Annotated in this window: 15 protein-coding genes; all 15 read left to right on the top strand. The window is 72.1% G+C overall.

From position 1 onward, the window contains the following. Positions 1-96: 96 nt before the first annotated feature. Positions 97-3300: a lantibiotic dehydratase gene (locus MXD61_RS09910; RefSeq protein WP_248812537.1), complete on the top strand. Its 3204-nt coding sequence runs from the start codon at positions 97-99 to the stop codon at positions 3298-3300. Next, on the top strand, positions 3297-4607 hold the full coding sequence (locus MXD61_RS09905) for a lanthionine synthetase C family protein (RefSeq protein WP_374628718.1): 1311 nt from the start codon (positions 3297-3299) through the stop codon (positions 4605-4607). Before MXD61_RS09910 ends, MXD61_RS09905 begins: the two co-directional genes overlap by 4 nt. Further along, the gene (locus MXD61_RS09900; RefSeq protein ID WP_248812535.1) at positions 4604-5422 is read left to right on the top strand and encodes a thiopeptide-type bacteriocin biosynthesis protein; all 819 of its coding nucleotides are present in this window, start codon (positions 4604-4606) and stop codon (positions 5420-5422) included. The genes MXD61_RS09905 and MXD61_RS09900 overlap by 4 nt, the downstream gene beginning before the upstream one ends. A 5-nt stretch (positions 5423-5427) precedes the next feature. Further along, positions 5428-6630, top strand: coding sequence for a methyltransferase, FxLD system (gene fxlM, locus MXD61_RS09895; RefSeq protein ID WP_248812534.1), 1203 nt, complete (start codon positions 5428-5430; stop codon positions 6628-6630). Positions 6631-6646: 16 nt separating this feature from the next. Continuing rightward, positions 6647-7762: a hypothetical protein gene (locus MXD61_RS09890; RefSeq protein ID WP_248812533.1), complete on the top strand. Its 1116-nt coding sequence runs from the start codon at positions 6647-6649 to the stop codon at positions 7760-7762. Positions 7763-7884: 122 nt separating this feature from the next. After that, on the top strand, positions 7885-8136 hold the full coding sequence (locus MXD61_RS09885) for an N-acetyltransferase (RefSeq protein WP_248812532.1): 252 nt from the start codon (positions 7885-7887) through the stop codon (positions 8134-8136). 575 nt (positions 8137-8711) lie between these two features. Further along, on the top strand, positions 8712-9287 hold the full coding sequence (locus MXD61_RS09880) for a hypothetical protein (RefSeq protein ID WP_248812531.1): 576 nt from the start codon (positions 8712-8714) through the stop codon (positions 9285-9287). Positions 9288-9301: 14 nt separating this feature from the next. Further along, entirely contained in the window at positions 9302-10216 is a 915-nt protein-coding gene (locus tag MXD61_RS09875; RefSeq protein ID WP_248812543.1) for a hypothetical protein, read from the top strand. Then, positions 10213-10890 carry an SAF domain-containing protein gene (locus tag MXD61_RS09870; RefSeq protein ID WP_248812542.1) on the top strand — a complete coding sequence of 226 codons (678 nt, stop codon included), beginning with the start codon at positions 10213-10215 and terminating at the stop codon, positions 10888-10890. The genes MXD61_RS09875 and MXD61_RS09870 overlap by 4 nt, the downstream gene beginning before the upstream one ends. After that, positions 10887-11789 carry a hypothetical protein gene (locus MXD61_RS27985; RefSeq protein WP_285223213.1) on the top strand — a complete coding sequence of 301 codons (903 nt, stop codon included), beginning with the start codon at positions 10887-10889 and terminating at the stop codon, positions 11787-11789. Before MXD61_RS09870 ends, MXD61_RS27985 begins: the two co-directional genes overlap by 4 nt. Beyond that, on the top strand, positions 11786-13093 hold the full coding sequence (locus MXD61_RS09860; protein ID WP_248812530.1) for a CpaF family protein: 1308 nt from the start codon (positions 11786-11788) through the stop codon (positions 13091-13093). Before MXD61_RS27985 ends, MXD61_RS09860 begins: the two co-directional genes overlap by 4 nt. Further along, positions 13090-13959: a type II secretion system F family protein gene (locus tag MXD61_RS09855; protein ID WP_248812529.1), complete on the top strand. Its 870-nt coding sequence runs from the start codon at positions 13090-13092 to the stop codon at positions 13957-13959. The genes MXD61_RS09860 and MXD61_RS09855 overlap by 4 nt, the downstream gene beginning before the upstream one ends. Further along, entirely contained in the window at positions 13956-14858 is a 903-nt protein-coding gene (locus tag MXD61_RS09850; protein WP_248812528.1) for a type II secretion system F family protein, read from the top strand. The genes MXD61_RS09855 and MXD61_RS09850 overlap by 4 nt, the downstream gene beginning before the upstream one ends. 26 nt (positions 14859-14884) lie before the next feature. Then, positions 14885-15139, top strand: a complete 255-nt coding sequence (locus MXD61_RS09845; RefSeq protein WP_248812527.1) for a hypothetical protein — start codon at positions 14885-14887, stop codon at positions 15137-15139. 197 nt (positions 15140-15336) lie between these two features. Further along, on the top strand, positions 15337-17890 hold a 2554-nt coding region (locus MXD61_RS09840; RefSeq protein ID WP_248812526.1), incomplete at its 3' end, for a PAS domain-containing protein.

Here is a 17890-nt window from a genome sequence, read left to right as displayed (position 1 = left end):
GGGGGCGGGGCCCCCCGCCCCCCCCCCCCCCCCCCCCCCCCCCCCCGGCACGTGTGCCGCGCCATGGACCGCTGCTCACCAGACGGAGGCGATGCTGTGGACTCCCGGCACAGTCCGCTGCTCTACGCGCCACTCGACGCCGCGCTGTTCCGTACTGCTGCCCTGTCGGACGAGTCAGCGAAGGCGATGACCTCGAAGGCCTGGCCCGGCGGGGACTGTGACGACGCGGTGCGCTGGTGCACCTGGCTGGCCGAGGTCTGGTCCCATCCAGCCATCGCCCTCGCCGTAGCGATCGCGAGCCCGGCGCTGGCCGCCAGCATCGAGGATGCGTGCCGTGGGGAAAAACCGCCCGCGCGGCGGGCGCGCCGGCTGGGGCTGGCAGTGGCGCGCTATTTGGTGCGCATGAACCGGCGCGCGACCCCGTTCGGCTTGTTCTCCGGCGTGGCCCCGGTGCGGTTGGGCAGCGAGTCCGCGCTGCGATGGATTGATGCTGATCGGCTCTACCCGCGGGCGGATTCAGTGTGGCTCGCTGCGGTCGTCGCCCGGTTGGAATCCATAGGCGGTATCCGCGCGGCGCTGACCGTGGTGGCCAACGACCTGGCTCTGGTCCGCGGCGGCCGGCTGGTGCTTCCCTGGCGCCCGCATGCTCACCCGCCAACAGAGGCCTTCCTGCCCGCCGAGGTGTCGATCCGTCACAGCCGAGCAGTTCAGACGGCAGTGGCGTGCGCGGCGGCGCCTGTCCAGTTTTCCGATCTTGTTGATGTGGTGGGAACAACGTTCGGTCTTCCTCGCCCTGGCGTAGAGGCGATGCTGGCCCAGCTACTGACGTACGGCGTTCTCGTGAGCAACCTGCGGCCACCTGCGACGTGCACGGACGTCGTCGCGCACATTCTCGGCACGCTGACGGGCATCGAGGACTCGGGCGTGCCAGTCACCACGCACGGGTCCGATGACAGCTTCGTCGCTTCCTCAGCGGCTCTCGTCGAAGACCTTCGACTGGTCCAGGCCGACCTCGTGGGAGCACGCGGTCTGGACGGTTCGGTGCCGCAGCCACGTCTGGTGGCCGTTCGTGAGCGAATGCGGGCGGTGTGCTCGGTGGTCGAGCAGCCACTCGCGGTTGATCTGCGGCTGGACTGCACGGTGACGGTGCCGGAGGTGGTGGCGACGGAGGCCGCTAAGGCGGCCGGAGCGCTGCTGCGGATGACTCCGCATCCGGCTGGCAACCCGTCCTGGCGTGAGTACCACCGCAGATTCATCGACACGTTCGGTGAGTCGGCACTGGTACGAGTTGATCAACTGGTTGACCCGGTGGTCGGCCTGGGCTACCCAGCCCACTTCGGCCCGGCAGAGATAGAGCCTGCCGACAGCGTGCCGCTCCGTGACGAGCTCCTGCTGCAGCTCACTCAGCGCGCGGCGCTCGACGGCCGACAGGAAATCGTGCTGGACACCGCCGCCCTCGACGCCGTGTCCGCGCCGGCGGACGGGTCCTGGGCGGAACCACACGTCGAGATCTGCGTCGAGGTCCTGGCACCATCGGCGGCGAGCCTGCGCCAAGGCGCGTTCACCCTGTTAGTCACGGGTGTCAGCCGGACCGCGACCGCCATGAGCGGCAGATTCCTCGATCTGCTCCCCGACGCAGACCGTCACCGGATGGTGGGTGCGTTTCGCCAGCTACCCACGGTGGTCGACGGCGCGGTGGCAGCGCAGCTGTCGTTTCCCCCGGGACATGCCCGGTTAGAGAACGTCACCCGCGCTCCCCACATTCTGGCGGACTGGATCTCGCTCGCCGAGCACCGCGAGCGCCAGCACGGCCGGATCCCGTGGACGGACCTGGCGGTCACGGCAGACAGCGCGCGGCTCTACCTGGTGTCGCTCTCCCGCCGCTCCGTCGTCGAACCGTTGCTGACGCACGCGGCGGCCCGACAGACCTTCCCACCGCTCGCGCGGCTGTTACACGAACTGCCCCGCGCTGGCGCCGGGACCGTTGCCCCGTTCTCGTGGGGTCCAGCGGGTTGTCTCCCGTTCCTGCCGCGGGTTCGCCATGGTCACACGGTTCTGGCACCGGCCCGCTGGCGCGTCCATCCTTCCGATCTCCCCGGCCCGCAGGAGACCGACCAGGAATGGGCTGACGCGCTCGGGCGGCTCCGGCAGCGATCAGGACTGCCCCAGTGGGTGAGTACCGGCCGGGCGGATGTGCGGCTGCGGCTGGACCTCGACGAACGGTTGGATCGCGACCTGCTGCGTGCTGAACTCGCCGGTGCCAACGGTGCTGTCAGCCTCTCCGAAGCGCCACATCCCGATGACTACGGCTGGGCCGGCGGTCGAGCCCACGAGATCGTGTTCCCGGTCGCGACTACCGCCGCCCCGCATCGGGCACCAGCCGTGGTGACGGCATCCGGTCCGATGACGGTGACCGACGCGGCCTCCGGGATCCTGCCAGGGTCGACGGTGCTCTTCGCGAAGCTGTACTGCCATCCGGACGTGGTCGACACGATCCTCACCGGCCACCTGCCCGCGCTGCTCGACACCGGGGACGTGCCTGCGCCGTGGTGGTTCATCAGGTACCGCGACCCCACGCCCCATCTACGCCTGCGGATCCGTCTCGCACCGGACGCCCAGGATGGCCCCGAGAGCTACGGGCGAGCCGTAGCCCGGGTCGGTGTCTGGGCGGAGCAGCTGCGGGCGCGGCGTCTCATCGGAGATCTGGTGCTCGACACCTACCATCCTGAGACGGCCCGGTACGGCGCAGGCGAAGCGCTCGCCGCAGCTGAGAACCTGTTCGCCGCCGACTCTGCCGCCGTCGTCGCCCACCTGGTCGCCCAGGCCGCCAACCGGGCGCTGCACCCTGCGGCTCTGACAGCGGTCAGCATGGTCGACCTGACCTGCGCACTGATCGGCGACAGGCACGCGGGAATGCGGTGGCTTCTGGACAATCGGCGGGCCTCCGGGGTGCCAGCTCATCGGCCGGTGCTGCGCCAGGCCATCGCGTTGTCCCGAGCAGATCGTGGCGGCTCCGCTCCCGGCAGCGCGGTCCTGCGGCTTCCGGCAGCGGTGTGCGATGCCTGGGACGCCCGGCGCCGGGCCGCCGAACGATATGCGGCCCAGCTCGCCGCATCACCGGGCCGGCCGGATCACAGCGAGGTGCTGGGGTCGCTGCTGCATCTGCACTACGTCCGTGCCCACGGCATCGACTCCGCGGCGGAGCGTGCCTGTCACCGACTCGCCCGCGCGGTCGCCCTTGCCTGGCACAACACCGACCAGCAGGCCCGTCTCGCCCCGGCTGGAACGGAAGCCTCATAACCGTGGTTGGAGATCCGCGCCCCCGCACGGCGACCATTGCCGCCCGGCTGGCCGACGCGCTGGCCGTGTCACCGCCGCCCGAGACAGGCAACGACCGCAGCCCCAGCAGCCCCCGTTGGCAGGGCCAGTCGCTGGCCGAGGGGGCGGCCGGCGTCGCGCTTCTCCATGGCGTGCGCGCCAGCTCCTGCCATGGCGACTGGGACACCGCCGACGGCTGGCTGACAGCCGCCGCCAGCGAAGATCTTTCCGCCGGGTCGAGTGCCGGCCTGTGGTTCGGCGCCCCGGCACTCGCGCTCGCACTGACGGCGGCGGCGCCACCCGGCCGCCACCAGCACGCGGCCCAGCGCCTCCATGCCGCTGTCGAAAGACTGGTCGAACGCCGGCTCACGGCGGCCCACGCACGGATAGAGGCGGGAGAGCGACCGGTACGCGCGGAATTCGACCTGGTCCGAGGCCTGACCGGGCTCGGCGCGTACCTCGCGGTCCGCGACCCCGATAGCGAGCAGCTCCGCCAGATCCTGGCCTACCTCGTCCGGCTCACCGAACCAGTGCCTGCCACGGACACAGCCGGGCTGGCCGCGCCCGGCTGGTGGACCATCGACGTCCCCACCACCGCACCGCCCGGCCCTTTCGCGGGCGGGCATGCCGACCTGGGCATGGCCCACGGCATCGCGGGTCCGCTTGCCCTGCTGGCGCTCACCCACCGCCGCGGAATCCTCGTCCCTGGCCACACCATGGCCCTCGACTGGATCTGCCGCTGGCTGGACGTCTGGCGCCAGGACGGCCCCGCCGGGCCATGGTGGCCTGAACGGATCACCGCCCATGACCTGCTGGCGGGTAGACCGACCCAGCCCGGCCCGGGACGCGCGTCCTGGTGTTACGGCACTCCCGGCCTGGCCCGCGCCCAGCAGCTCGCAGCCATCGCCCTGGCTGACCCCACCCGGCAACAGCGTGCCGAGGACGCTCTCATTGCCTGCCTCACGAACCCCGCCCAGCTCGCCCGGTTCGTCGACCCGGCGATCTGCCACGGCTGGGCGGGCCTGGTCGCCACCGTCCGCTGCGCCGCCACCGACGCCCGCTCCCACCAGGTCGGCAGTCACCTCCCCGGCCTGGTCGACCAGCTTCTCCACAGCCTCGATACAGCGCACGGCACAGGCTGGCGGCTCACCGGCCTCATCGACGGCTCGGCAGGCATAGCCGCGGTCCTGCACGCCCTCATGACCGACACCGGCGCCGTCTGGGAGACCGCGCTCCTACTCGACCTTCCTCCGGCCCTGCCGGCCCCGCGCGCGGGAGACAGCCCATGAGCATTTCCGACACCGAGTCCGCCTGGTGCGCAGTGACGGTGTGGTGCCAGGACTGGCGGGCCGCTGAACGTCTGGGAGTCTCCCAGCTGGCACGACTGCTGACCGCAGCTGAGCGGACAGACGGGATCAGCCTGTGGTGGTTCACCAGGAAGGCAGCCTCCTGGCGGCTCCGCTGGCGCCCCGGCCGCGGTGGGCACAACCCTGCGGAGTTCGGCGATGGCAGGCTCCGCGGCGTGCTCGATGGCGACGCGGTCTACCGCTGGGCGCCCGCCGTTTACGAGCCTGAGATCCATGCCTTCGGCGGCCCCGCCGGCATGGACGTCGCGCATCTGCTCTTCCACCACGACAGCCACAACGTCCTCGCGCACCTTGGCCGAGCCTGCCCTGAGCATCGGGCCGAGATCGGACTCGTGCTCGCCGCGGCGTTGCTGAACGCCGCTGGCCAGGACTACTACGAACAGGGTGATGTCTGGACCCGCGTCGCCGGTCACCGCCGCACTCGCCAGGCCGGCGCACGGCAGTCCGACGCCGCATCGGCTACCCGAACCGCTGTCCGGCAACTTCTCGCCGCCCGCACATTGCAGCCCCTCGAAGCGCTACCGGCATGGCCTGCGGCGTTCCGGCACGCTGGTCGGTCACTGGCGAGCCTCGCCGACCAGGGTCAGCTCACCCGCGGCCTGCGCGCGGTTCTCGCCCATCACATCCTGTTCGCCTGGAACCGTCTCGGCATCCCCGCCTCCGACCAGGCGCAGCTTGCCCACACCGCCGCCGACATCATCTTCGATGACCTCGGCCTGATCCCTGACGAACGGTGACCACGATGACCACCCGCACCCCCGAGCAGCTCCGCGACGACCTGGTCGCCGACATCCATCGCTGGGGCACGTTCCGAACCGCCCAGGTCGAAGCCGCGTTCCGTACGGTCCCGCGACACCTGTTCCTGCCCGACGTCGACCTGGCAACCGCCTACGCGCCACAGGTCGTCGTTACCCGCCGCGCCCCCGACGGCACCGCGCTGTCCTCGGCCTCGCAACCCAGCCTCGTTGCCGCCATGCTCGAACAGGCCGACGTCCAACCCGGCCACCGCGTCCTGGAGATCGGCACTGCCACCGGCATCAACGCCGCGCTCCTCGCCGAGCTCACCAGCCCGACCGGCCAGGTGACCACCATCGAGATCGACGAGGAACTCGCCGCAGGTGCGCGCACCGCGCTGGCCACAGCCGGTTACGAGCGCGTGGACGTTGTCCATGGGGATGGTGCGGCGGGCCACCCGGGCGGGGCGCCCTACGATCGGATCGTGATCACGGCTGGGGCCTGGGACCTGGCCAAGGGCTGGTGGGACCAGCTCGCCCCCGCTGGCCGCATCGTCGTGCCCCTCCGTCTCCACGGAAGCGGCCTCACCCGCTCCCTCCCACTCGACGCGGTCGAGCCGGGCCGGCTGGTCAGCCGCTCGGCGCTCGTCTGCGGGTTCGTCCCCCTGCGTGGCACCGACGCCCACACCGGGCACGTGTTGACCCTCGCGGACGGCGTTGCTCTGCGCGTCGATGACCACGACCCCGTCGACGAGACGGCGTTGCGGGCCGCGGCGGCCAGCCCGGCCCACAGCCTGTGGACCGGGCTGACGATCCACGACGGCGAACCGACCGCGCACCTCGACCTGTGGCTCCTCACCGCCGGCGCTCGGTTCGGCCGCCTCGCCGTGGACACCACCATCTGCAACGACGGCCAGCTCACTCCGACGCGACGCTGGGCAGGGGCCACGATCCACGATGGGACCACCATCGCCTACATCACGCTGCGTCCCCTCGCGCCCGACACCGACGAACTCGGCGTCACCGCCCATGGACCCCGCGCGGCCACCCTCGCCGAGCACCTCACCGGCCTGCTGCACCAGTGGCGCAAAGAAGGACCCGCCGAACCTGTCGTCACCGCCCATGCCGCAGACACCCCGGAGGACCAGACCGTCGCAGGACACCGCATCGACCGGCCGAACAGCCGACTCACCGTCCGCTGGCAGCCCTGAGAAGAGGCGCGACCCGATGGCCCTCACCACGTCGACGGATGTGGCACCCACGATGTTCACTCTCGTCGCACCACGGTTTCCCCTCGTCCCCCGTGACCGGCCATCCTGCCCAGCCCTCGACGCCCGGATCGCCCATGTCGCCGCCCTCGCCGCCAAGGCTGCTGAGGGCGGCGACAACGCACTTCTGCGCGCCGGCGAAGCCCACAACCTGGCAGCGCTGATTGCCAGCGACTGCGGATTACCTGACCTCGCCCACAGCCTCTGCTGGCGCCAAGTCGACACGCTTCCGTTCCGCCGCCCTCTCGGCGGGGCAACGGCGAAACTCGCCCTCCAACCCTTGATCAATCTAGCCCGGCTGCGGCTGCGCACAGGGGATGGTCTCGGCGCCTACCGCCTCCTCGCCACGCTCTACAGCGCCGTCGCAGCGAAGACCGAGGCCACCCTTGATGGCCGAACCCTCGCCTTCAATGACTTCGTCACCCCAGCTGACCATCCCCAGGTCGTTAGCTGGCTGTGGACCGTCCTGCTCGCCGACGGAACCCGTGCTCTGACCCGCACCGGCCGCTGGACCGAAGCCCTCGACCACCTTCACCGTCACAGAGGTATCGGACAGCGCCTCCTCGATGGCCGCCAGACCGCGATCCTCGCCCACCACGCTCGTCAAGACCATCACGCCGCCGAGCAGATCCTCGCCTCCACAGCGATCACCCAGCCCTGGGAACAGGCCGTCGCCACCTGCCTCCGCCTCCTCCACGACCACCTCACAGGTCGCGAGGCCGCTGGCGACGGCTGGAACATGGTCAGTGAACTCTCGATGTCCGACCCGCCTGGGCACAGCAGCTTCCACACGCAGCTCGGCCTGTGTCTCCTCGACCTCGCGGGCACATCCCAGCACCTGCGCCCCGCACTCGGCACGATCATCAGCAGCGCCCTGCGCAGCGGCGACGCGTACGCCGCCCGCGATCTCCTCAACCACCAAGCCGCCCGCAGCCACCTACGCGACGACCAGCTGGCCCTCTTCACCGAAACACAACGGCGCTCCGGGCTTGGCAGCGGCCACCTCCCCGACGCGCTCCACGAACAGCTTGTCGACGCCCTTGTGCTTGCCGTCTGCGCCCTCACCAAACCATGACTCTCAAGCGTGCGCAGGCCCGAAGCGGGTGCCGATCAGCCATCGGCGGGCGTAGAGAGATCGGCTGACACAGCCGCTACCCCCAACGGAGCCTCCGGGCATCACGCTCGGAGGCTCCTCTAGTGTGCCGCGTCCTGGCGTGCTGGGACGGACGGCGCGGCCACGTCTACCGGCTCGCCGTCGCCCCCGAACACCGCCGCCGCGGCGTGGCCCAGGCCCTCCTGAACGCCGCGCACACCCGCTTCGACTCCCTTGGGGCGATGCTGGCCGACGCGATGGTCGAGGACGACAACCCCCAGGCCTACGCCACCTACCAGGCCTGCGGCTACCGCCTTCAGCCCGGACGAGACCGGTGGATACGCACACTGCCCTGATGCACCCGCCCAGACGAACGGGTAGAGGCGGAGCCTGCCCTTCCATGATCCATCGGAGCTGGCCATGGGTCGGCGTTCCAATTGGATCTGGAGCGCGCCCTTCTGGCTTCCCAGGCGGTGAGGCAGCCGGGATCAGTGGCATGTTGACGCCGTGGAGCCTCTTCGCCGGTGCTCGGTCTGCCGCCTGAGTGGCGGAAAGTTTTCCGTTTGTTGCTGGGAGCCGTCGCGCAGAAGCGGGCGAGATCGATTCCTGGATTGAGACTCTCCGTGTACGAGCCACCTGGTGTCGACTCCCGCGCTCCCATGGCGTGGGGATGCCGCGCGTCCCGACGATCAAGCGAGACCCCTTATGCCTGCGCGGTTATAGGGCATGTGGGGTAGGTGGGCGCTGCCCCACGGCACCGCCCGGGCATCTTGTTACTTTTTGTAGTCAATCTTGTTCGAAGTGCGTATTATATAGATTATTAATCTTCATTTCGTTATGATGCTTGTCTCGTTGCTGTGACCTGGGGTTATGGGGTTACAACACTGCGGTCGGAGTGTTGGCACGGGGTCACAGACGGGTCACGGACTGGGTGAAGCGATCGGCGGGCGGATGGGCGCGCGACTGGACGCTGCTTGTGGCGGCGGCCGGCGTGTTGATCGTGGGCTGCGACGGGGGTACTCGCGCCGCGCAGGAGTCCTCTGCTTTGTCGTCGCGGCAGGCCTCGCCATCGGCGGCGTCTCCGAGTGCATCGGTCGCCACAACGCCTGCGGCTGCGGTTCTCGCCGCTTATAGAAGTATGTTTGACGACTGGGTCGCGATGGCTGCTACCGGCGACTATCAGAATACCCGCCTCGAGAAGCACGCGAGCGGCCGAGCACTGTCCCTCATCTATAAGGGAATATATAAGGACCGAGAATCTGGGTTGCATTCACAGGGAAATCCGGTGATCTCGCCGAGGGTTACTGCGATGACTCCCGAAGAATCTCCCGAACGTGCGACTGTCGGTGACTGTGTCGACGCCACGTCCTGGTTGAGCTACCTGTCGAATGGCGAGTTGCAGAACGATCAGCCTGGGGGGCGGCACTCGGTGCAGGCTCTTGCTTTGAAAAAGGATGGCGTCTGGAAGGTCGACCAGCTCGTCATTCAGGATGTCGGCACATGCTAGCCAGGATTGCATTGATGTCGGTGCTTGAGGTGTTTGTTTTGTGTGTGTTCGCAGGTGGGGCATCTGCTGATCCTTTTGGCTCGACTCTGTGTGCGGATACTGATCGAGGATGTTCGGTCTGGGCGGGTACGACCGGCCAGGCTGCGGTGCCTCACGCGGCGCCCCTCGCAGGTGCAGCGGTGTCTTCTGCGACTGCCGAGCTTCCGTCCTGCCCGTCGTCCGGCAGTAACGTTCTGGCCTGTTTGGCCACCCGGCAGGGCTGGTCGGGCGGCGATGGTTGTCGCTATCGGGCGGCGACCGACTTTGAGGCGGCGCCTGATATTGCGGCCGAGGAGGTAAAACCCGGAGTTGCGGGATCATGGTATTGGAAGTCGTGTCAGGACGGCGCGACCTTTGATGTGGTCTGGTTGCCGGACGCGGAAGCCGCTCCTTCTCCTGCTGCGGTGGCGCAGTTGGCGGTGAAGAAGCTGGTGATGCCGACACCGCAGCTGGCGATGTCGCCGGGTTTGGGTGTACCGCAGCTGGTCGGGGTGCCGGTGTGGCTGTGGCTGGCGGGGGCGTGGGGTCCGGTGTCGGCGACGGCGGCGGTGCCGGGGGTGTCAGTGACGGCCACGGCTCGTCCGCAGGAGGTTCGCTGGAATTTCGGGGATGGGGGCGCGGTGGAGTGCGCAGGGCCGGGGACTGCGTTTCGACCAGATGTGGATGATCCGGCGACGGCGTCACCGGATTGCGGGTGGGTGTTTTCCCGTTCGTCGGCGCGGGAGGTGGACGGACGGTTTCCGGTGCGGGTGACGGTGCGGTGGCAGGTGGGGTGGGCAGGTGCTGGCCAGCAAGGGGTTGTGCCGGATGTGACGTCGCAGTCGGTGGTGTCCGTGGCGGTGGATGAGTCGCAGGCGCTGGTGGTGCCGGCGCCGGGCGGTGCGCGGTGAGTACGGCGGCGGTGGCCCGGCCGGCGGGCGAGGAGCGGTTCCGCTTGGAGGGCCGGGGCCGGGGCCGGGGGCGGCGGGGTGGATGGCGGGCGCTGGTGGGTGTGGTGCTGGTGGTGGTGTGTGTGGCGCTGTTCGTGGTGGTGGGGGGTCGTCGGGAGGGCCGGCGGGAGGTGTTGATGGTGACGCGGGCGGTGCCTCCGGGTCAGGTGCTGGAGGTGGGGGATGTGCGGGCGGTGTCGGTGGTGGTGGATCCGGCGGTGGAGGTGGTGCCGGCTGGGGAGGCGGGGCAGGTGGTGGGCCGGCCGGCGGCGGTGACGCTGTCGGCGGGGACCTTGCTGTCTGCGGGGTCGGTGGGTCGGCGGTTGCTGCCGCCGGACGCGCGGCTGGTCGGCGCGAGCGTGAAGCCGGGGGCGTTTCCGCTGGGGTTGGCGGCGGGTGATCCGGTCACAGTCCTGCTGACCTCGGATGCCACGGATTCGTCTGATGCGGCCGGGGGTGTGGCGGTGGTGGAGTCGGGGTCGTCGGTGGACGGGGTCGTGGTGGCGGTGGAACCGGGGCCTGTGGGGTCGGGTGGGCTGGTGGTCTCGGTGCAGGTCGGGTCTGTGGATGCGGAGCGGGTGGGGCGGGCGGCGGCGGGTGGGCAGGTGGCGTTGGTGCTGCGGGGGCCGCGGTGAGCGGGCTGATCGTGATCGGGTCGGTGAAGGGGTCGCCGGGGGTCACGACCGCGTCGTTGGGGTTGGCGGCGGGGTGGCCGATGCGTCCGGGTGGGGCGCCGGTGGTGGCGGTGGAGGCTGATCCCGCGGGTGGGGATGTGCTCGGCTGGTATGAGCTGCCTGCGGCGGGGTTGGTGGCGTGGGCGGCGCAGGCCCGCTCAGGTCGGTCGGGGTTGTCGGGGTATGTGCAGCGGTTGCCGGGTGGGGTGGAGGTGGTGGCCGCCCCGGTAGAGGCGGCGGCGGCGCGTGGCGCGGTGGAGGTCCTTGCCCGGGGTGGTGCGGTGCGGGCGGCGGCGGACAGCGTGACGGTGGTCGTCGATGTGGGTCGGCTTGACCCGTCGTCGCCGGCCGGTCCGCTGCTGGGGGCAGCCGATGTGCTGGTGGTGCTGGCGCGTCCGGTGCCGGCGGAACTGGCCCGGGTGGTCGCGGGGGAGGCCCAGTTGACCGGGGCGGGCCGGCGGGAGTGTGTGCTGCTGCTGGTGGGGGAGCCGCGGTGGCCGGTCGAGCGGGTCGCGGAGTCGGTGGGTATGCCGGTTCTCGGGGTGTTGCCGCACGACGCGCAGGGTGCGCGGCGGATCGCTGGCCGTCCCGGTGGGCGGCGCGCGACGGGGCATACGCCGTTGGCCCGTGCCTGTCGTGAGGTGGCGGGCCGGCTCGCCGCCGAGCTTGAGGCCCGTCCGGTTCCGCTGCCCGCGACGCCGCTGGGTGTGCCGGTGATACCGGTGGGGACTGCCGGGTCTGCGGCGGTGAGTAGGACGGCGACGGTGCTGGTGCCCGGAGGTGCACCGTCTCGCGAAGGCGGTGGGGGCGGATGGGTGCCGTCGACGTCTGTGCGGCGGGATCGGGGTGAGCGGCGGTGACGGGCGGCGCTGCGGTGCTGTCGGGGCTGGTGGGGGTGATCCGGGGGCGGGTGGCCGCTGAACTGTCGGCGGTGGTCCGCGATGGGCGGGCAGGCGCCGGCTGGGGGGTGGCGGATCAGCGGGCGTTCGCGGCCGGGCTGGTCGCGGACATGCTGCGGCGTCACGCCGAACAGACCTTGGGCGCCGGCCAGCGGATGCTGACCGCGGTCGAGGAGGAGCAGGTCACCCGCGCGGTGCTCGACGGCCTGTACGGCCTGGGTGGGCTGCAACCGTTGTTGGACGACCCGCGGATCGAGAACATCAACTGCAACGGGGCGGATGTTGTCTGGGTCCGCTACTTCGACGGCCAGCGGATGCGGATGCCTCCGGTCGCGGCTTCCGACGAGGAGCTCATCGAGCTGGTGCGCACGGTGGCCGCCCGCTCCGGGTTGGAGGAGCGGCGCTTCGACCGGGCGTCGCCCGGGTTGTCGATGCAGCTACCGGACGGGTCCCGGTTGTTCGCCGCGATGGCGGTCACCGCCCGGCCGGTGATCGCGATCCGCCGGCACCGCTACCCGCGGGTGTCGTTGGATCAGCTCGTCGAGCTCGGCACGATCTCGCCCGAGCTGCGGACGTTCCTGCGCGGGCTGGTCCTGGCGCGACGCAACATCCTCGTCGCCGGAGAGACCGGTATTGGGAAGACGACCCTGATCCGCGCGCTGGCCGCCGATGTCCCGACCAGCGAGCGGATCATCACGATCGAGGATGCCCTCGAGCTGGGGTTGGACCGCGATGGGCTGCACGACGACGTGGTCGCGATGCAGGCCCGTGAGGCGAACGTGGAAGGCGAAGGCGCGATCGGGCTGGCGGAGCTGGTGCGCTGGGCGCTGCGGATGAGCCCCGACCGGGTGATCGTCGGGGAGGTCCGCGGCGGTGAGGTCGTGCCGATGCTGATGGCCATGAGTCAGGGCACCGATGGCAGCCTGGCCACGATCCACGCCTCCTCCTCGGGCGGAGTGTTCACGAAGATCGCCGCCTATGCGGCGCAGGCCGACGGGTTGGCGATGGAGGCGACGAACCTGCTGACCGCCGCCGCGGTGCACATCGTCGTGCACATGAGCGTGGCCCAGGGCCGGCGGGTGATCTCGAGTGTGCGGGAGGTGACCGGTGCCGACGGGCTGCTGGTCACCTCGAACGAGGTGTGGCGGCCCGGCCCGGACGGGGCGGCGGTACCGGGCGCTCCGTTGCGGGCGCAGACCGCCGCCGCGGTGGACACAGCCCTCGCCGCCTACTACGCCAGCGTGCCGGCGGGAGCGTCGTGGTGAGCGTGCCCTCGGCCGGGATCGGTCTGGCCGCCGGCTGCGGGACCGGTGTCGCCGCCGGGCTGTGGCTGCTGGTCACCGCGGGCACACCGGCCTGGGTACGGCTGCGGGCGCGGCGTGGGCGGCGAACGTTGTCGGCGCCGGCTCGCACGGTGCGCCTGGCCGCGGCGGTGGGCGCCGGGTTGACGGTGGGGGTGGTGACGGGCTGGCCGGTGGCCGCCGCCTTGGCCGCCCTGGCCTGTCTGGCCGCCCCGAGTCTGCTCGCTGAGGGGCAGGCGGGTGCGGCCGAGACCGCCCGGGTCGAAGCACTCGCGTCCTGGGCGGACATGCTGCGTGACACGTTGGCGGCCGGCGCCGGGTTGGAACAGACGATCCGCGCGACCGCGCCGATCGCCCCCGCACCGATCCGCGCCGAGGTCCTCACCCTCGCCGCCGCCCTGACCGGCGGTGCGCGTCTGACCGACGCGCTCGACGTGTTCGCCGATCAGCTGGATGATCCCGCCGCGGATCTGATCGCGGCGGCGTTGCGGTTCGCCGCCGCCGGCCAGGGCCGGCATCTCGGTGACCTGCTGGACCGCCTCGCCACGGCCGCGCGGGGCCAGGCGGCGCTGCGCCTGCGGGCCGCGGCGACCCGGGCGCGGATTCGTACTTCCACCCGCGTCATTGTGATCACCACGCTGGTCATGGCCGGCGGGCTGGTCCTGTTCAGCCCCGCGTTCGTCGCCCCCTACAGCACGGTCACCGGGCAGCTGGTCCTCGCGGTCATCGGCGCGCTGTGGGCGGCGGCGTTCGTCTGGCTCGCCCGGATGGGTCGCATCACCCGTGACCCCCGCATCCTGACCGGCCCGGCCGCCCGGAGTAGCGGATGATCCTCGCTCTTGCCTGCGGTGTGGGGGTCGGTGGTGGCCTGTGGCTGGCCTGGACCGGGCTGCGTCCTCCCCGCCCTGACCTGGCCGACCTCCTCGCAGCCCTGTCTCCCAGCCCAGCCGCGCCCGCCGCACCCGCACCGCGTCCTGGGATGGAGGAGGGGTGGGCGGCCCGGCTGGGGCGGCCTCTGGCCGTCCGGCTCGCCCCGCCCCGGCTGCTGCCCGCGACGATCCGCCGGGATCTGACGATCGTGGGCCGGGACCCGACAGGCCATCTCGCGGAGAAAATCACCTCCGGTCTCGTGGGCCTGGCCCTCCCCCCGCTCCTCACCCTCGTCTTCGCTGTTGCCGGGATCCGCCTGCCGTTCGCGCTGCCCGCCGCCCTGGCCCTCGCCGTCGCCGCCGCCCTGTTCCTCGGCCCCGACCTGGCGGTCCGCACCGACGCCACCCGCAAGCGCCGCGCGTTGCGTCACGCCTTCGCCGCGTTCCTCGACCTGACGGTGATCGCGATGGCCGGTGGTGCCGGGCTGGAACAGGCCGTGGCCGACGCCGCGGACACCGGCGGCGGGGAGGCGTTCACACTGCTGCGCGCCGTGGTGGACCGCGCCGCGCTCACCCGCGAACCCCTCTGGCAGCCCCTGGCCGATCTCGGCGAACGGTACGACGTCGCCGACATCGTCCAGGCCGCCGCGGTCGTCCAACTCGCCGGCGGTGAAGGCGCCCGTGTGCGGGTCAGCCTCGCCGCCAAAGCCGATGCGATCCGCCTGCACGGTCTGGCTGATGCGGATGCCGACGCGGCGGCGGCCACCGAACGCATGAGTCTGCCCGTCGTCGTGCTCACCGCCGGCTTCCTCCTCATGATCGCCTACCCGGCCGTGAGTCGAGTGCTCACCGGCTTGTAGACCTCACCTCTCGAAAGGCGCCACCCATGCCTCGCTTTCCCCGAAGCCGCGCCCGCCTCCTCGGCGTCTGGGTGACAACGACCGCGCTGCTGCTCTGCCTCCCCGCGGCTCTCACCGCACGGCTGCGCCGACTCGAGGAACGCAGCCGCGAGGAGGGACGCGACGGGGGCTACTCCACCGAGTTCATGGTCATCACCGCTCTGCTGATCGCCGCGGCCATCGCCATCCTCGCGATCATCGGCAAGAAGCTGACCGACAAGGCCAACGGCCTGAACCTGTGACCTGCTTTTTCGTCGCCGGCCTGCCCCGCCCGGCCGCCGTGCCGCAGGCCGGGAGGGAGGTAGGGGGGGGGGTGCGGGGGCGCACCACCGCGGGGGGGCCCGCGGCGCCCGCCGCCTCCTCGTCGTCCGCCTCGCCGCCTACCGGGCCCGGCCGCGCCGGTGGTCGGGAGGTGCCCGTCCTGCCGCCGGGATGGCCGATGGTGTCGCGAGACGGCGCTGACCTCCTCGGCGGCGGTGACCTCGGTGCTGGTGGGCAGGCAGTGGGCGCTGTCGCTGGTGTGGGTGGTGTGGGTGGTGCCGGTGGGAGCGGTCCGGGACGGGGGACGGCGGCGGCCAGCGGCGCCGGTGCGGTGGACCCGGCCATCGCCGCGTACGCGCTGCTCGACGTCCTGTTCGCCCGGGCCTCGGTCGGGCTCGCGCTGCTGGACCGGGCCGGCCGGTTCGTCCGGGTCAACGACACCCTGGCCCGCCTCGATCGTCGCCCGGCCCGTGAGCATCTGGGACGCACCGTCAGCGAGGTGCTCGGTGACACCAGCCAGGAACTTGACGCGCTGGTCGCCGGGGCCCTGCGCAGCGGCGAGGCGGTGATCGACCTGGAGGTGGGTGTCGCCGGTGGGGCGGGCGCGCCGACGCGGACCTGGTCGGCCAGCTGGTTCCCGGTGAGCGATCCGCAGCTCGGCCCGGTCGGGCTCGCCTTCGTCGCGGTGGACGTGACCGGCGTGCGGGCGGCCGAGCACGACCGTGGGCAGGCCGAGGCCCGCTACCGGGCGGTGGCCGAATCCGGCGGGGGCGATGTGTTCCACGCGACCGCCCAGAGCGGCCTCGACGTGGATCTGCCCGCCTGGCGGTCGGTGACCGGCCAGCATCCGGGCGAACTCGCCGGCACCGGATGGCTCGCGGGTGTGCATCCCGACGACCGTGGCGAGGTCGCCCGCCGTTGGCAGCGCGCACTCGAACAGAGCGCCCCGTTCGAGGCCGAGTTCCGGCTGGCACCCGCCCCGGTACGGCCGGACGACTCCGCCGCGGGTGGCACGGGTGGCACGGGTGGCACGGGTGGCGCTGATGGCGCCGCGTCCACGGGCGGGCCGACACCGTCGGCTTCGGCGTCCACGTCGGCCTTGGCGCCCACGATGCTGGCACGGGTGCTGCCGGTGGCCCTGGGTGAGAGCCGTCCGGTCGAATGGCTGGGGCTGGTGCGTGATCTCAGCGCGACGCGGGCCGCCGAGGCCAGCCGCGCCGAGGCCAGCCAGCAGGCCGAGGCGGCACTCGGGCGGGCACAGACGGCCGAAAGCCGGGCGGACGCGGCTGAGAGCCGGGCCGAGGCCGCCGAACTGCGGGCCGACACCGCCGAACTGCGAGCCGACACCGCCGAGCAGCGGGCCGACACGGCCGAGCAGCGGGCGAGCGTCGCCGAGGAGCAGGCGACGTCCAGCCAGGAACAGGTGGACGAGGCGCAACGGCAGCTGGAGACCGTGCGGCGCCAGGCCCAGGAGACGGCGGCGCAGCTCGCCGCGGCCCAGGAGCAGGCCGGGTCCGCCGTCGAACAGGCGAGTTCGGCCGACCAGTGGGTACAGGAGGCGCAGACACGGGCGCAGGCCGCCGACGAGCGCGCCGAGGCGGCGGTCGGTCGCGCGGAGGCCGCCGATCGGCGGGCCGAACAGTCCGACGAACGGGCGCGGACCGCCGAATCCCGGGCGGTGGCCGCCGAACGCCAGGCCGAGCAGGCCGCCGACCAGGCGGCCGCGGCCAGCCAACGGGCGCAGGCCGCCGAAGATCAGGCGGCGGCGACGCAGCGGCTGGCCGACGAGGCCGCGCGGCAGGTGGCGGCCACCGACGATCGCCTCGAGGCCGGCAGCCGGTTCGCGGTCGCGCTGGCCGGTGCCGACACCGTCGACGAGGTCGTCACCGCCATCCTCGACGCCGGCGGCCAGGCCGTGCAGGCGCAGGCGCGTGGCGTCGCCCTGATCGACGCGGACCACGACGAACTGCGCTTTCTGCGTCCACCCGGCGGTGGCAGCCGGGCCTGGTCGTGGCCGGATGTCGCGCTGGGCGCGGTGCATCCCATCGCCGAGGTGGTCCGCGGCGGCCGGGCGCTGTTCCTGTCCGACCAGCAGGAACTGCTCGAGCGCTGGCCCGTGTCCGGGCTGGCAGACTCGGTCGCGGCCACCGGTGAGCAGGCCTGGGCGCTGCTGCCGCTGGTCCCCGCCGAGGGGGCGCCGATCGGCGTGGTCACCTTCGGGTTCCCGACATCGCGGACGTTCACCCCGGCCGAGCGGGCCTACCTGAACGCGGTCGCGGCCGCCGCCGCCCGGGCGGTCGAACGGGCCGGCGCGTACGACCGGCTCGCCGTGGCCGCCGAGGCCGGACATGGTGCGCTCGATGTCGCCCAGGCGGAACGCGAGGCCCGCCAGTCCGCCGACGACCGGCTGGACCTGCTGACCCGGGCCACCGCGACCGTGTCCGCCGCCGGCGACGCCCGCACGGTCCTGCGCGCGTTCGCACGGCTGCTCGCCACCGAGGTCGCCGAGGTCTGCGCGATCCACCTGGTCACCGCGGATGCCAGCTCGGACACACGTGGAACCGGTGCGGCCCCGGTCGGGGGTGCGGCCTTCGCCGAGAGCGCGGCGACCGCACCGGGGGGTGTGTCGCCCAGGCTGGTGCCGCTGCTGGTGGAGACCGGCGCCGGCGCCCGCGCCGCCCCCGCCCCGGCGGGCGGGGCCGCCGGCCGCGCCCGGCCCGGCCCCCCCCGGG

Origin of the sequence: Frankia sp. AgPm24 (assembly GCF_023243055.1) — a bacterium.
Lineage (GTDB): Bacteria > Actinomycetota > Actinomycetes > Frankiales > Frankiaceae > Frankia > Frankia umida.
Note: the sequence above shows the minus strand (reverse complement) of the source record. Positions and strands in the feature narration are given on the sequence as shown.